The 15,317-nt window shown below is 51.5% G+C and carries 17 protein-coding genes; 3 read left to right on the forward strand and 14 right to left on the reverse strand.

Annotated elements, in window-relative coordinates; all coding sequences use genetic code 11:
• The first annotated feature begins 111 nt into the window (after positions 1 to 111).
• Positions 112 to 561 carry an RpiB/LacA/LacB family sugar-phosphate isomerase gene (locus SPICO_RS05520; RefSeq protein WP_013739693.1) on the forward strand — a complete coding sequence of 150 codons (450 nt, stop codon included), beginning with the start codon at positions 112 to 114 and terminating at the stop codon, positions 559 to 561.
• A 26-nt stretch (positions 562 to 587) separates the two neighbouring features.
• Here the strand turns inward: SPICO_RS05520 and SPICO_RS05525 are convergent, their stop codons facing one another.
• From SPICO_RS05525 to SPICO_RS05550, 5 genes are all read right to left on the reverse strand, one after another.
• Positions 588 to 1,223 (reverse strand): hypothetical protein, encoded by a 636-nt coding sequence (locus tag SPICO_RS05525; protein WP_013739694.1) that lies wholly within the window; start codon positions 1,221 to 1,223, stop codon positions 588 to 590.
• On the reverse strand, positions 1,220 to 1,762 hold the full coding sequence (locus SPICO_RS05530; RefSeq protein ID WP_013739695.1) for a hypothetical protein: 543 nt from the start codon (positions 1,760 to 1,762) through the stop codon (positions 1,220 to 1,222). The genes SPICO_RS05525 and SPICO_RS05530 overlap by 4 nt, the downstream gene beginning before the upstream one ends.
• 22 nt (positions 1,763 to 1,784) lie before the next feature.
• Positions 1,785 to 3,077, reverse strand: coding sequence for a phospholipase D-like domain-containing protein (locus SPICO_RS05535; RefSeq protein WP_041395095.1), 1,293 nt, complete (start codon positions 3,075 to 3,077; stop codon positions 1,785 to 1,787).
• Positions 3,074 to 4,249: a cytidine deaminase gene (gene cdd, locus SPICO_RS10110; RefSeq protein ID WP_013739697.1), complete on the reverse strand. Its 1,176-nt coding sequence runs from the start codon at positions 4,247 to 4,249 to the stop codon at positions 3,074 to 3,076. The genes SPICO_RS05535 and cdd overlap by 4 nt, the downstream gene beginning before the upstream one ends.
• A gap of 92 nt (positions 4,250 to 4,341) precedes the next feature.
• Positions 4,342 to 5,868, reverse strand: a complete 1,527-nt coding sequence (locus SPICO_RS05550; RefSeq protein WP_013739698.1) for a glycine hydroxymethyltransferase — start codon at positions 5,866 to 5,868, stop codon at positions 4,342 to 4,344.
• A 241-nt stretch (positions 5,869 to 6,109) separates the two neighbouring features.
• Here SPICO_RS05550 and infA point away from each other — a divergent pair, with 241 nt between their 5' ends.
• Positions 6,110 to 6,331 carry a translation initiation factor IF-1 gene (gene infA / locus SPICO_RS05555; RefSeq protein ID WP_174260345.1) on the forward strand — a complete coding sequence of 74 codons (222 nt, stop codon included), beginning with the start codon at positions 6,110 to 6,112 and terminating at the stop codon, positions 6,329 to 6,331.
• Positions 6,291 to 6,581, forward strand: a complete 291-nt coding sequence (locus SPICO_RS05560; RefSeq protein WP_013739700.1) for a fimbrillin family protein — start codon at positions 6,291 to 6,293, stop codon at positions 6,579 to 6,581. Before infA ends, SPICO_RS05560 begins: the two co-directional genes overlap by 41 nt.
• A 97-nt stretch (positions 6,582 to 6,678) precedes the next feature.
• On the opposite strand, the gene SPICO_RS05565 is transcribed toward SPICO_RS05560, so the two are convergent.
• The 9 genes from SPICO_RS05565 to SPICO_RS05605 form a co-directional block, all read right to left on the reverse strand.
• On the reverse strand, positions 6,679 to 7,701 hold the full coding sequence (locus SPICO_RS05565; protein ID WP_013739701.1) for a ketopantoate reductase family protein: 1,023 nt from the start codon (positions 7,699 to 7,701) through the stop codon (positions 6,679 to 6,681).
• A 107-nt stretch (positions 7,702 to 7,808) separates the two neighbouring features.
• The gene (locus tag SPICO_RS09785) at positions 7,809 to 8,651 is read right to left on the reverse strand and encodes a Smr/MutS family protein (RefSeq protein WP_013739702.1); all 843 of its coding nucleotides are present in this window, start codon (positions 8,649 to 8,651) and stop codon (positions 7,809 to 7,811) included.
• 2 nt (positions 8,652 to 8,653) lie between these two features.
• Complete coding sequence (locus SPICO_RS05575) at positions 8,654 to 9,298, reverse strand: CBS domain-containing protein (RefSeq protein ID WP_013739703.1); 645 nt, start codon at positions 9,296 to 9,298, stop codon at positions 8,654 to 8,656.
• Positions 9,299 to 9,372: 74 nt separating this feature from the next.
• Complete coding sequence (locus tag SPICO_RS05580) at positions 9,373 to 10,116, reverse strand: ABC transporter ATP-binding protein (RefSeq protein WP_013739704.1); 744 nt, start codon at positions 10,114 to 10,116, stop codon at positions 9,373 to 9,375.
• Entirely contained in the window at positions 10,109 to 10,897 is a 789-nt protein-coding gene (locus SPICO_RS05585; protein ID WP_013739705.1) for an ABC transporter ATP-binding protein, read from the reverse strand. Before SPICO_RS05585 ends, SPICO_RS05580 begins: the two co-directional genes overlap by 8 nt.
• The gene (locus SPICO_RS05590) at positions 10,894 to 11,862 is read right to left on the reverse strand and encodes a branched-chain amino acid ABC transporter permease (protein ID WP_013739706.1); all 969 of its coding nucleotides are present in this window, start codon (positions 11,860 to 11,862) and stop codon (positions 10,894 to 10,896) included. Before SPICO_RS05590 ends, SPICO_RS05585 begins: the two co-directional genes overlap by 4 nt.
• Positions 11,862 to 12,782, reverse strand: coding sequence for a branched-chain amino acid ABC transporter permease (locus tag SPICO_RS05595; RefSeq protein WP_013739707.1), 921 nt, complete (start codon positions 12,780 to 12,782; stop codon positions 11,862 to 11,864). The genes SPICO_RS05590 and SPICO_RS05595 overlap by 1 nt, the downstream gene beginning before the upstream one ends.
• Before the next feature lie 312 nt (positions 12,783 to 13,094).
• Entirely contained in the window at positions 13,095 to 14,273 is a 1,179-nt protein-coding gene (locus SPICO_RS05600) for an ABC transporter substrate-binding protein (RefSeq protein ID WP_013739708.1), read from the reverse strand.
• A 230-nt stretch (positions 14,274 to 14,503) separates the two neighbouring features.
• Entirely contained in the window at positions 14,504 to 15,298 is a 795-nt protein-coding gene (locus SPICO_RS05605; RefSeq protein WP_041395097.1) for a nucleotidyltransferase domain-containing protein, read from the reverse strand.
• Between the last annotated feature and the right edge of the window lie 19 nt (positions 15,299 to 15,317).

Here is a 15,317-nt window from a genome sequence, read left to right on the forward strand (position 1 = left end):
GACCTTAGCGGTGTCCGTATATATCGACTGACCATATATCGGGTGGTCGCATACGAAAAATAGCGATATCATGAAGATGCAACGTGTAAGCAGCGTGTAAGGAGGAAAAACATGAGCAGCGGCAAGAAGGTCGTCATAGCCAATGACCAGGGAGCAGTGGCATTGTCCAAGGACTTGGCGGAGCATCTGACACGCAGAGGTTACGAAGTGAACCATTTGGGCATATTCACCGAAGATTCCGTTGATTACCCCGACATGGCGGAGAAAGCCACCACGGAATACCTGAAAGGCGGATACGATTTCGGCGTCCTTTGCTGTGGTACTGGCATTGGCATATCAATCAGCGCAAACAAAGTACATGGAATACGTTGCGCCCTTCCCCAGAATATCTTTGCGGCTACCATGGCAAGAGAACACAACGACGCTAACTTCATTGCGTTCGGTGGTCGTGTCGTCTATCCTGAGAAACCTACTGACATCCTTGACGCATTCATGGATTCTACTTTCCAAGGAGGCAGGCACCAGCGGAGGGTGGACAAAATCATGGCGTTGGAGCGTTGACGGCAGAGATGTATTTCAGTCGATGGTCAATCGACGATTTGTTTCCTTATGTCCCGGTCACTCCACGTCCCTATGAGGTAGGAATCTACGGAGAAAAGGCTCCACAGCATGCTGAAACGAGCCCCTCTGCCATCAGCAAAGGCACGGAAATCCCATGCCAGACCGAATTTCAACAGGTTCTCCCTCTTTCCCTGCATGGCGTTTCCTATGGCAATCGGTGTAAAGGAAAGCACAAGATAGTTTGGCGACAGCTTCTGCGACTCGCCATAGGGAGTCGCTACGAGTGCCAAGGATACAAAGGAATTCAACCCGCTGCCCCCATAGTCACCGGAACGGTATACCGGTCCCAGGAGAGCAAATGAGAGTTCCGCGGAAAGGAAACCGGTACTGGCGGGACGGGGCGTTGCTTCCATAGCCCCGGTCACGTTGATTTCCATATAAGGATTCAGGCTTGCCCCCAGGCCGATGAAGATGCCTGTGGAATAGGCAGGAGACGCTTCGTTCAAATCGAGCGATGTGTGACCCCAGCGGATGGAGAGGGTTTGGATGCCATCCCAAGCGGCAGAAACTGGTAAGGAAGACACCATAAAACTGATTGCAAGGAAAAGCATCAGTTTCCATTTCCCCATCCCTATTCTTTCCTTTGTGGCACTATTCTTCATAACAGCATTGTCCCCCTGTACAGGATGATTCCCCATTCATCCACCTTCCATGCGTCACCCGCCATGTCTGCGTACACCCCGAACCATTCATAGATGAAGTCCCTATGAGCGAGCCGGAAAGGAATAGCCGCAAGGTGGAAGGTCAAGGGAGAACGTCCCGTCTTCCAGGCGGCATATGAACCGCCAACCTCAATCATGGGTACCCACAGGGCTTTATTGGTGACCAGCCATCCAAAAGGATGATTCGCCGTCCGTACCACATCCAGTCCCAAACTTATGCGGAAACCGGAAAACCCTGAAACATCCTTGGAAAAACGGAAGTCAACGGAACCACGCAGGGAGGGGTTTAAAATCTTCAAATCCCAAGGCGCGGCATAGGCGCTGAGAGAGATGTCGGTGGAAGGCACTGGTTCCGTTCCCCCAACGTATGAGGCTCCTGTGAAGGAGATCCCTATTCCCCAGGGATGTACTGCCGGAGAAGCTCCCATGACGCTGAAAACCGCCATCATTATGAATATTGTCACTACACTGCGTTTCATCTTTCCCTGTTCTCCGCTGTCCCTATGCCGTGATATAGGATACGAGATGCATCAGCCAGTTCTTGAACGTCCGCCATTCTCCAGCCTCATCAGCGGTGATGCGCCGGGAACGGGCTATGATGTTCTGAAAATAGTCGCTCATCTCTTGGCCGAAAACATCATCCTTTATCAGGATACTGATTTCCTTGGAGAAATTCATAGAGCGGAAGTTGAAGTTCGTCGAACCGACAAGCACATATCTTCCATCAATTATCATCAGCTTGTCATGAAGCATCGCGGGGAATCTCCCCTCGGCGTCTTCTGTCTGCATGTACACTTCCGCACCCGCTGCAATCAAATCAGCAACGGCATATTCCGTAGCGTTCCTATTGATATCAACACCATCATACGGCGGGACAATGACAACCCTGACACCACGGTTGACGGCATCCGCGACCAAACGTCTCATGTTCCCGTCGAGGATGGGGAACAAAGGTGTCAGCAGGATGCTTTCTTTGGCTCCGGAAAACAGTACGGCAAAGACTGATGCCATGACAGGATTTCCGTCCAGGGACTGGTTAGCCAGCCAGACTGTCATCTCATGAGCGTCATGTCCCATGATGGGAGTCTGGAAGCCGGAAGGTTGGAACCCGGCAAAACGTCCTTCGGGAATCGTATCCCATGACAGGGCGTTCCAGTCTTTCCTGAACACCTCAAGAGCCAAGGAAGCAAGCCCGGAAGATGTAAACTCAAACATCAGGTCATGCTGGTCAGAGGCCAAGGACATATGATTCATATTCATGCCACCGACCACGACCGTCAGCCCGTCGCTGATGAACAGTTTACGGTGATCCCTGATAATCAAGCGCAACGTAGAAGGAAGCCGGGAAACTGTCAGGGGATTAAATTCAAACAGTTTGACGCCATGTTCCTCAAGCCATCTCAGGCTCCTGATGAAACTCCTCCCCGCAGTATTCTCCATGTAGGAACTCCCGTCATAGAGCAGCCAGACATCAACCCCTTCATCAGCTTTGCGGGCAAGAGCTTCATAGAGAGCCTCATTGCTATCAGTCTGCGAGGCAAGGAAAGTCGTCATGACGATATGTTCCTGAGATGCCTCGATGAGTTCCAACTGTCGTTCAAACCATTGAGGTCCCGATGTGTAAATGACAGGACGCATGGAATGCGCGGAAGGAAGTCGTAGTCCCTCCAGTTTTTCCTCAATCCCGGCTCCCTGCCCGGTAAGAACAGGGTCAGTCATCATCCTGGTCGTAGAGCAGCCTGTCACACCTAGCAAGAACAGAATCAGGAAAACGGAGAGACGGGTTTTCATCATATGCCCTCGGAACGCTGCGTTGGGAAAATGAATGGATAGGGCAATAAATCTGAAAACAGATGTTCCCGGACATCTCCTGATGCCGAACACAGGCGTACTACTGTATCCGGACGGCAAAATTCAGCCAGAACCTGAAGGCACTGGGCGCAAGGTGGCGCGGGAGGCGCGTCATCAGAGACAACGACCAAGGCAGCAATGCCAATCTTCCCTTCTTCCGCAATAGCATGCAGGATGGCATTGCGTTCAGCGCAGATTGTCGCGCCGTAGCTGGAATTTTCTACATTGCATCCTGCGTAAACCGCCCCTGTCCGGGCACTCAATAAAGCCGCGCCCACCTTGTAGGTCGAATAAGGTGCGTATGCATGGAGCCGGACAGCCGACGCAGCGTGGCGCAGCCTGTCCAAAGCGGCAGCATCCGGAGCCGGGACAACCCTGTCTTCTTTCATCAATCTCACTGCGCCATAGGCAACGGTTCTGCCAGCAGTCTCCCGGATGTATCTCCCGACAAGCGCGTTGAACTCCTGCACAGTGGAGAAATCATCGAAATCACCGACATGCGGCAGCACGAGACAGGCGCCGGACTCGATCAGGGATGCGGCATCGAATGAAGTAGCCACGGCTCCCGGAAGACACCCCGCCGCTACAGCCGCCTTCACCCCGGTCAGGGCATCTTCAACCACCAAGGCTTCATCACAGGTCACGCCGAGGGAGAGCGCGGCATACTGGAAAATATCAGGGAAAGGCTTCTTGCGTTTTACATCATCCCCTGATACAACCAAATCGACATCCTCGACAGAAATCTTTACCGCAGCCATGTTTTTCAGGACTTTCGTCCGGTCAGCGCTGGAGACGATTGCAGTAATCAGCCCTGCCTTGCGGGCGTTCTTAAAGAATCTCAGGATTCCCGGATGGGATAAATCCTTGCCTTCCAGCAGGCGGTAATATCGTTCATAGACATCGAGTTTGGCGGTATCGATGTCATCAATCACATAGTCATGGCAACCACCCACTCCCCGCAGCATGGCGGTCTCGCCTACACCGAAGAATGCTTTGAAATCCCGCGGGTATACGGTGACGCCCTGATCGGCGAACCATGATATCATGGCATCCTGTATCAAAGGTTCAGAATCTATCAGGACTCCATCCATGTCGAACAAAACGGCTGTGAGCATACGGCCTCCCTTTCTCTGTCGCATCGTATCCTACGCTACTTATCTTACACCATGTATCTTATACCATCGGCTCGCTCAAGCAGGAGTGTCAATCAACTAACGTAGGGGAAAAATTTCCGCAGGAAAGACAAATCCAGTTCCGGATAAAGCGGGTGGGCATCAAGCAGGGTCTGGACATCTTCCCGTGCGCGGACAATGACCGTGGGATCTGTCTCCGCCTTAGCCTTGGATGTAGTTCCTGCATTGGCTCCCTTGGTCAAAACAAGGGGATGGCTTGCCTTGAGGACGGAGGCGATGATGGAGGCAATCTTCTTCATCTCCGGCACGCCCATTCCCAAGGTAGTGACAGCAGGAGTCCCGATACGCAATCCGCTGGTATACCATGGACCGTTAGGATCAAAAGGCAGGGCGTTCCGGTTCAAGGTGATGCCGCAGTCCCTGAGCTGGGTTTCCGCCTGCCGACCGTTCAAGCCGAAGGGACGCACGTCAAGCAGCATCAGGTGATTGTCAGTTCCTCCAGTCGCCACCGGTATGCCTTCCGCTATGCATGCGGCGGCAAGGGCGGCGGAGTTCTCAACGATTTTTGCGGCATAAGAGCGGAAATCAGGGGACAGTGCCTCGGTCAAGGCAATGCCTTTGGCTGCCATCACATGGGGAAGCGGTCCTCCCAGGACAAGCGGACAGCCTTTATCTACGGATTCGGAAAATTCTTTCTTGCAAAGAATCAAGCCGCCTCGCGGTCCTCGCAGGGTTTTGTGCGTGGTAGTCGTGACGATATCCGCCCAGGGAACAGGGTCATAGTCTCCGGTCAGCACCTTGCCTGCGACCAAACCCGCGAAATGTGCCATGTCCACCATGAACACCGCGCCGACCTTGCGGGCAATCTCCCCCATCCGGCGGAAATTAATCAAACGGGGATAGGCACTGTAGCCTGCAAGGAGTATCAGTGGCTTGATATCCATGGCCTGCCGCTCGATGGCGTCGTAGTCCAAGAGGCCGGTAGCCGGGTTGACAGCGTAGGAATACGCATCGAACATACGGGCGGAAACGTTCTGCCTGTAGCCATGGGTCAGGTGTCCGCCGCTGTAATAATCCAGCCCAAGCAGCTTCTGGCTGCCGAAACGCGCCCGCAGTTCTTCCCATTTCTCCCTTCCAAGATTGGCAGGATTGGATTCTCCCCATTCTTCATAGGCTGGTAGTTCTACCCGCTGGTTCAGGATTGCCCAGAAAGCACAGAGATTGGCGTCTGCTCCGCTGTGAGGCTGGACATAGGCATGTTCCGCGCCGAAAAGTTCCTTGGCTTTCTCCACTGCGTAGGATTCGATGCTATCGACGTTATCACATCCCGCATAGAAACGATGGTATGGGAAGCCTTCACTGTATTTGTCGGTGAGCAGGTTCCCCATGGAAAGCTGGGTGGTCAGGCTGCTGAAATTTTCACTGGCTATGAGTTTCAGATGCGACCTTTGGTCGGCCAGTTCATTGACGATGTCCCCGGCAATCTTCGGCGATACCTGGGCGGCCATGTCCAATGCCGCGACATAAGCAATCATGGATTCTTCAATTTCCCCGGTTCCGCGTTTGTCCAGATACGCCTGTAAAGCTTTTCCTACAGCCATCGTCGTCACTCCTTTGCCTCGTGATTCCCCTGTTCCATTTTCCTGCTCCAGAACCTGCTCCTGGTTCCGTTTTACGTCAGGAAAAAGCCTGAGGGGGTATGTCCCATCTTGCCGACATGACATGGGAATGTCAACGTGCGGCGGGCGCAACATCACGGAGAAAATATGGTCAGGAACATACATTGACAGCAAAAAATCTTATGTCTATAATCGGGGAGCATTTATGTATTCACACGGAGGAATCGTGGCCAAAGAAGAAGCAATTGAAGTCGAGGGAATCGTGCGTGAAGCCCTGCCCAATACTATGTTTCGCGTCGAACTACAGAATCAGCATGTCATCCTGGCGCATTTGTCGGGAAAGATGCGCAAGCATTATATCCGCATAGTACCGGGAGATACCGTCAGGGTAGCCCTGTCCCCCTATGACCTCACGCGAGGCCGCATCATCTACCGCGAACGCTAAAGACCCCATAAATGTCTATCCCCTTGGTTCCGGGGAACAGGATACCGGAAAGGCTGACTTCCTGTGGAGACGCACCGACGGTGTACAGAACAATACCTCGACGGTGCATCTGAAACTTGAGCATATGTTCTCCCGCCTGATTGTAAACCTTGGGTACGACGTATACGAGCGTCCCTATTGTCATGAAGGACATTTCCGACAGAATACGGATTCTGACAGCATTACGACTCACCCCAGTACGCCCGTATAGCTCATTTTCTCATTAAGAGACACGAGAGGATGCCAAAGTATCCATCGTTTACCAGCCTCCAACCAGAGGGATTTTCGTTACCTGACCATGCTGCCCTTCAGTTGTGGGAAGGAAACTTACTGAGATTCTGAAGACCAATTTTCGCACTTCCGTCCTCAATGGCATGAAGCAGTGAAACGACCGTGTCATTGTATGGCGTGGGTACGGATGCTTTTCTCCCATAGGCGCATACTACACCATTGATGGCGTCCACCTCGCATTTCTTTCCCTTCTCCAAGTCCTGGAGCATGCTTGCTTTCAGGCTACGGTGTTTCTTTATTGCCAGAGGGAACAGCAGGAAGGAAATCTTTTTTTTGAACCAGCCCCGGTAGTTGAATATCTTCACCACATCGGTTCCCTGGATAGGCTCTATCTTCACTCCCTGGGCATGGGCGACATCTATCGTTTCCTTCATCAGGTTCTGGGCGCAGGCGCGAGCTTTCTTGTCGTCTGCCACCCCGCCGAAAGTCAGTCCGGTGACCGCACTCATACCGCTGAACGCTGCATTGACTAACAACTTTGACCATCTGGCTCCCATGAAATTCGCATCGACTTCAACAGGCCCCATGTTCTCCAGGATGGCTTTCACATCCCTGATGGCAGAATCATCCGTCCTGCCATCCATGCATCCCAGACTGAATACCAGCCGGTCCGGTTCCGAGGTAAGTTCCGAAACTCCTGGACCATGGAGGGTCGCTCCCCACCCGACGGCGCACCCCAAGGTTCTGTCCTCTCCTACTACTTCGGAAACGCTCAACTCAGGCAGCCCGTTCTGCATGGTGCAGATAATCCCTTCCGGAGACAGGAACGGCTTGATGGTCGCTACGACACGGGCATTGTCCAATTGTTTGGTCATCAGGAATACCACATCATATCCTTCGGACATCTCCTGTGGCGTACATGCCTGTACAGGCACGGAGAAGTTTACCGTCCCGATAATCCTGGCACCGTTCTTCCGCAGTTCATCGACATGCGCTTTGTTGTGGTTGATAAGGACGACATCCAAGCCAGCTTTGGCCAGATATGCTCCAAGGATGGTTCCCAGAGAGCCTGCTCCATAAATTGCAATTTTCTTCTTCATGCCACGCTCCTTGTCTGTATATGTTTTTCACTTCTTGTTTCCAAGGATGACAGGGACAAGTCTCAGATTTCAAGTCCCCGATTTCAAAGCGGGCTTCATCATCCCAATCAGTTCTTCATGATAATCCAGAGGACTCCGCTGCCCCCATGACGCGCAGGAGGGACTGACGCCTCGCTGACCATGCGTGAACGCCGTATCTCATCCATCACCACGGTGTGGAGTACTCCTTCCCCATCAGCGGCATGCAGACCCTTGCCATGGATGACACCTACTTTCAGCAAGCCTTTCTGTCGGGCATCAAACAGAAAAGAACGTACACGAGCCGCCGCCAGTTCCGCAGTGTCACCATGCAGATCCAGAACAGCCTGGGGTGGCATCTTGCGGAGCTGGGAACGGGTGATGCCCTGGGGTTGGATGCCTCGGTGTTTTTCTGTTTTTCCCACTTTTTCCTGTGCATCCCGGTGTTTTTCGGCAAAGGCAGGAGAACCCTGGATAGAACCGGCTTTCCTTTCCCATGAATCCAGGATGTCTCCGAAATTACGTGAAGGAGTTGTTTCCCTTTCCGTGACAACAGTCGGTTTCTTCTGATTTTCCTTTTTTCCCCGCTGCTTGCGCTGAATGGAGGAGTTGTAAGGGTCGCCGGTCTTTTCCCATGCCTTAAAGATATCGGCAAAGCTATCAGCGGGATTATAGCCGCCGACAATGGATTGACCCTTTGGAGGGGAAACCTGACGGGAAACTTGGCGGGGAAGCTGTGATTCCGCTGTATTCGCCATGACTTGGTTTTTCCGCACACCTGCGGAACCCCTGGAAACTGACGGCGTTTCTTTTACCAAAGGGGCATCCTGACACCGAGAAGTCTTTGAACGGTCAAGTCCGGAAAAAGGAGTGTAAGTTTCCCCATCCGGGGTATCAGGCTCCCCATCCTTCTCCGAGGAATGAGAGCTCACCCTCATACCTCCCTGACATCGGTAATCTGGAGGACGAAAGGTTTAATCAGCTCAACTACTTTGTCCTCGGAGATACCCTGCACCTTGATTGTGCAGACGGCATTCGTCGGATCAGTTCCCATGAATGTGCCGAAAGCAATGATGTCCCCATCCGACTCAGCGATGATACGGGCGATATTGGCAATAGTGCCTGGCTTGTCCTCCACCAGGAAAGAAACACGCACACCAAAGTGGCGAGCGCCGAAAAGCTCAAGCAATATCTTGAAAAGATCGGACTTGGAGATGATGCCGACAAGCCTGTCATTCTCAACCACGGGAAGACTGGACAAATCCTGGTCAACCATCAACCGCGCGGCCTCCTCCACTGTCGTATCCTTGGAGATAGTGACCACATTGCGGCTCATCAGTTTCTTGACTTTCATCTCGGACAGCAGATACGCCATCTCGTGGATGGACAGGCTGCTCACCGGAGAGGGGGACGCATACAGGATGTCTTTTTCAGTGATGATACCGACCAGCTTCTTGTTCTTGTCCAAGACGGGAAGTCTATGAACCTTCTCTTTCTTCATCAGGCCGGACGCCTCGATGACAGACATATCTGGAGTCGCAGTCACAGGATTCCGGGTCATCCTCAGCTCAATAAGCATATTCAGCCTCCCATGTAGATATAGCATTCATCTGATACAAGTTTACCTCATAGACCGGTAAGATGCCAGATGTTTCATTCCCCCAGATAAGCCGCGCGAACCTGAGGATTGGTCAGGAGCGCAGCCCCGCTGTCAGACAACACGATTCTGCCGTTTTCCATCACATATCCGTTGTCCGAAGCCTTCAAAGCCATGCGTGCGTTCTGCTCCACCAGGAACACCGTAACCTTATCTTCCCTGTTAATCAGCCTAATCTTATGAAAGATGTCCTGGATGATGAGGGGAGCAAGGCCAAGACCGGGTTCGTCCAGCAAAAGAAGATGGGGGGAGCTCATCAGCGCACGGGCTATGGCCATCATCTGCTGTTCGCCACCTGACAGGGAACGTGTCTTCTGTCTGCGCCGGGCGCCCAGGATGGGAAAGAAATCATACATTTCCTGCTTCTTTCGCGCTATCAGGGCATCATCCCTGACCATGAAGGCTCCCATGTCAAGGTTTTCCTCGACCGTCAGGTCGGCAAAGACCCGTCGTCCTTCCGGCACCAAGGCTATGCCACTACGGGCAATCTGGTCAGTCCGGAGCGAATGACTATGAGTCTCTCCTTTGGACACGCAGATTGCATCTCCCTTGTACTTCACGGAACCGGACGATAGAGGAACCTGCCCGACGATGGCCTTGAGCAATGTACTTTTTCCAGCTCCGTTCGCTCCAATCAGAGAGACAATCTCGCCTTCGTTGACATGCATGCTCACATCACGCAAGGCGGTTATGCTGCCATATGATACGGTGATTCCGTCAATGGAGAGGAGTTCACTCATCGTCGTTTTCCTCCTTGCCCAGATATGCCTCGATGACCGCAGGATTCATCTTGATTTCAGCAGGCGTACCATCGGCAATCTTCTGCCCATAGTTCAGTACGGTGATGGTGTCGCAAATGTTCATCACCAGCTTCATGTCATGTTCAATCAGGACAATGCTGATTCCCCGCCCTCGGATACGAGCGATGGTTTCCATCAGTTTCTCTGTCTCCTGTGGATTCATGCCGGCAGCTGGTTCATCCAGGAACAAAAGGCGAGGCTCAGTCGCCAAAGCACGGGCAATTTCCAGTTCCCTCTGATATCCATAAGGCAGGCTTCCGGCCAAATCATTACGGAAATCGGCCATCTCGAAGAAATCGAGCCACTCCAATGCGGCGGAACTGCTGACTACATTCTCCTGAGGAGCATTGACAAAACTCATCACGGCAGCCGCGATGCGCCCTTTCCGTGTAGGGGAACCGACTTTAAAATGCCGACCGAGCATCACGTTCTCAAGGACTGTCATCCCCTTGAACAACCTGATATTCTGGAATGTGCGGGCAATTCCCATCCGACATATCAGATGAGCCGCCATGCCGGTGATATCCCTTCCTTCAAAAAATACCTTGCCGCTTGTCGGGGTATCAAGTCCGGTCATGTTATTGAACAACGTCGTCTTGCCAGCTCCGTTCGGCCCGATAAGTCCGGTTATCAGTCCCTGCTCGGCGGAAAAATCTACACCGGATACAGCCAGGACACCGCCATACCGCCGCGTCAGTCCTTGGGTTTCCAGAAGGCTCATACAGCACCTCCCTTGGCTTTTCCACTACGGAATGGAATAACATTAGTCAAACCGGATCCTTTTCCCTGAAAAGAATCATCGTTCCCATAGAGATTGACGCGACGACCAAGAAGTCCCTGGGGACGCCAAATCATCATGACGACCAGAATCAGACCGAAAAGTATCTGCTTGAACTGGGGTGGAATCACCGAGGAAAGACCGACAAGCTGGGGCAGATAGGATATGAGTTGCAGGATGAAAGCACCAAGGATGGATGCGGCGAAGTTGCCCATGCCGCCAAGGACGACCATGCAAAGTACCAGCACCGACACCATGAAGGTATATGAGCCAGGATTGACCGAAAGCGAATATACTGCCTGTAAGCTCCCCGCGATTCCCGCGGCGGCCGCGCCAATGGCGAACGCGCTCACTTTGTAGGCCGTCGTGTTTATGCCCATTGAACTCGCGGCTATCTCATCCTCCCTGATTGCCTCCAGGGCACGTCCCGGACGGGAACGGGCAAGCCGACGGAAGAACAGATAAGCAATGAGGACGAAAATCCAGACCATGGCCAGGAAAGCCCATTTCTGATAGGGGTTGATCACAAAACTGAAAATGGAAGCCATGGGAATCCTCTGTATTCCCATGGGACCACGGGTCAGAGAGTCCCAGTTGTTCAGGATATTGCGGACGATTTCCCCGAAACCCAGGGTGGCAATTGCCAGATAATCGCCCTTGAGCCGCAAGGTCGGCAGTCCAATCAACACTCCGAACACCGCGCTGAGAAGCGCCGCAACAGGAAGCGTCGCCCAAAATGACCAGCCAGCCGTAGTCGAGAGGATGGCCGTAGCGTAGCTGCCAATGGCAAAGAACCCTGCTTGGCATAGGGCAAGCATGCCGGTATAACCGGTGATGACGTTCTGCCCCATCGCCATGAGAGCATAGATACCCGTATAAATCATGATAAGAAGGAAAAAATTGAGCATCAGACTTTCTCCTTTTCCATCTTGCCCAGCAAACCTTCCGGACGAACCAGGAGGATGATGATAAGCACGCCGAAGGCGATGGTGTCCTTCAGTCCCTGCGGGATGCCAAGGACGGCGACGCCGAAAGTCTCAAGCAAGCCGAGCAGCACACCGCCGAGCATTGCGCCGGAAATATTGCCGATGCCACCGACAACCGCCGCAACGAAAGCCTTAAGCCCTGTCATCATGCCCATTGAGGCGTAGACTTTGAAGTCAAGGGCTATCAGGATGCCACCGACAGCGGCCAGTGCCGAACCAATGGCAAACGTCATGCTGATGATATGATTGACGTTAATGCCCATCAACTGGGCCGTCTCTTGGTCAAGGCTGGTCGCCCTCATCGCCTTGCCCATGCGTGTCTTGTCAACGAACAGCTTCAAAGCAAGCATCATGACGAGCGAAACCCCCAGAATCAGTATCTGGTGGGGGGTAATCACCACCCCTCCAAGATGTATTGATGTGTTATCAAAAGGATAGTTGTACTTGCGGGACTGTGTACCGAACATCCATGCTGCGGTGTTGGACAGGATGAAGGATACCCCGATTGCGCTAAGCAACGGAGCCAGGCGGGTCGCCTTGCGCAAGGGCTTGTAAGCGGTTCTTTCAATGACCATCCCCAGCAAAGAGGTGAGTCCCATGCTGAGAACCATGGCAATGAAGAAAGCCGCGACCGTCCATGCGCCCAGAGGAGAATCACCACGGAGGAAATCAAAGATAAACAGTCCGATGTAGGCTCCCGCCATAAGAACATCCCCATGAGCGAAATTGATGAATTTCAGGATGCCGTACACCATGGTATATCCCAGAGCGATGAGCGCATAAATACCACCCAGCGTCAGGCCGTTCATCAAATGTTGGAATACTTCAGAAACGGACCCCATGTTCTGACACTCCTTGCTGTCACCTGCTCTCATTTCCCGTCATTTCAGGGAAAGAACCCATGGAACGCAGGATACAGGCTTTTTCATATGAAAACATAGGACTTCGCCTATGAAAAACCTCATTCTGGACATACAACCCATGCTGACCGGATGTGACCGGAAGGTCAGGGTTACATGAGCAGAAGAACCCGGACAGTCTACCCTGTTATGGATGGCTGTTTCAACTAAGAACACGTCCAAAATACACAATGACATCCCCCGATAAGAAGGATGTCATTGGACTTGTCCGACCTCGTTGCGTAAAATAGCCGCTTAGTCGAGCTTGATCAACTTTCCGTTCTCAACGGTGTAGGTGCCAAGATATTCAGGAGTCTTGCCATTGACCTTGTAGACTCCCTGGTAGGCGACCAAGTCTCCGTTCTCCGCGAAGTTGATGACGCCGTTTGCTCCGATATAATCCTTGGTGGCGGCGATAGCATCACGGACTTTAGCCCTGTCGAAACCTCCGGTAGCCGCATGGACGGACTTCAAGGCGTTCAAAATGATGTTGGTTCCATCGAACATGTTGGTTGCGAAGGAATCAGGCCCGACTCCCCATTTTGCCTGGTAATCAGCAAGGAATTTATCATACACTTCGTTCTGCGCAACCTTGGCAGGTCCCAAGTAGATAACGCCGTGGGTAAAGTTCCCGGCCAAATCATAGATTGCGGGATCTGAAAAACCGTCACAGGAAAGGAACGGCACGGTAATGCCAAGCTGATTCGCCTGCTCAAGGATTTGAGCCATCTCAGCGGTATAGTTGGGGATGTAGATAGCTTCCGGGTTCGCCGCGCGAATCTTTGTCAGCTGGGTCTTGAAGTCCTTGTCGCCGACCATCAGGGTCTCGGCAATGACAATCTTCCCGCCTCTGGCTACAAAGCTGGCGCTCATGCCTTCATACAGCCCTTGGCTATAGTCGTTCTTTGCATAGAGGACGGCGATGTTGCGGTAGCCGAGTACTTCGTAGAAATAATTTCCGGCGACTTCACCCTGAAGTCCATCGGAGACTACTGTACGGAAGACATAATTACCAATAGCGGTGATGTCCTTATGTGTGGCGGAAGGGCTGATCATCGCGATACCTTCATTCTGCACGCGTTCCCCTACGGCGAAGGACTCGCCAGTGAACACAGGACCCGCAAGCGCCACAATCTTGTCGGTGCCGGAAAGTTTCTCGATGGCCGCAAGAGCTTTCTCCGCGTTTCCTTCGGAATCTTCAAGGCGCAAGGTGACGGGAGTGCCTGCAATGCCTCCTTTGGCATTGAACTGTTCGACGGCAAGGCGGGCGGCCTGGCTTGTCAGGATACCGTAGTTTGCATTGTCACCGGTCAGAGGTCCGATGAATCCAATCGTAGCAGCGGCACTACCGGCACTTTCCTTGGAACCTCCGGCAAAGACTGCAAGCGAACCAACCAATGCAAGCACAAGCATCAAAAGGATCTTTTTCTTCATATGGATACCCTCCCTAGGTATTTTACGCGCAGCCACGAAGCAACGTAACCTGTTCTTCTCCCCACTTCAGGCGCTGGCATATTATGGGAGTATATACACATATTGGTATAATTATTCAATACGGATGCATCAAAAAAAAGAAACCTGCGCACCCTTCGCTCGTCAATGCGCTTCCTTTACTCTCGGTAAAGAACTTCTTTCACATGAAAAGTTGTGCCAAATAAGTGCTTCTATCCAATATCCCGCTGTTTTTCCATATAATCCAATATTCCTATGAATCCTTCTTCCAATATTTTTTGCTTTGGTTTTTTCTTCGGGTCAAATGAGCTTGCAACATCTTCAAAATGCTGAAGTATTTTTTCTATAAAATCATTGATTCTGTCCCGTCTGGGTTCCAATCCTAATTCTATTCCTGATTTTTTCTTTTTTAGTAAATCTGTTATCTCATCCAATAATTCTTTTTCGGTTATTTGGGTTAATAATTTCTCAAATTCCACCGGAGGCGATTCTTTATATTTTTCTATCCACATACATGCCATAAGTGGTCGTAGTACGTAAAAGTACTTTTTAATCTTTACTTTATCCGTCTGCAAAAATTGCCGGTAATTTCCACGTGCCATGTGTAAATAATGGTAAACCGATGATATGGGTGAAAAATACTCTTGTGATAATTGTTCCATGACATCATAAAAATAATTGTCTTTATAATAAATTATCGGGGATTTAAGCCACTCGAAAAGCACCGGATTCGATTTATTCGCCAGAAATAATGTTTTACGCAAATCCCATCCAGCATAATCAAATTCATCAACAATCGGGTATTCAATGACATCTTTTTTGGGAAGAATATTGAGATACCAATTCTTGTCATGAACATATATGAAACGTACATCATAATCACTGTTCGTGGATTCAATGCCCCATGACCTTGAGCCAGATTCTACAGCATAGAGTATTTTTACTTTATGTTCTTTCTCTACTTCGAGCAATCTTTCTTTTATGGTGTCGTATATTTTTCTGTCCATAGTCCAGTTATAGTACATC

Origin of the sequence: Parasphaerochaeta coccoides DSM 17374 (assembly GCF_000208385.1) — a bacterium.
Lineage (GTDB): Bacteria > Spirochaetota > Spirochaetia > Sphaerochaetales > Sphaerochaetaceae > Parasphaerochaeta > Parasphaerochaeta coccoides.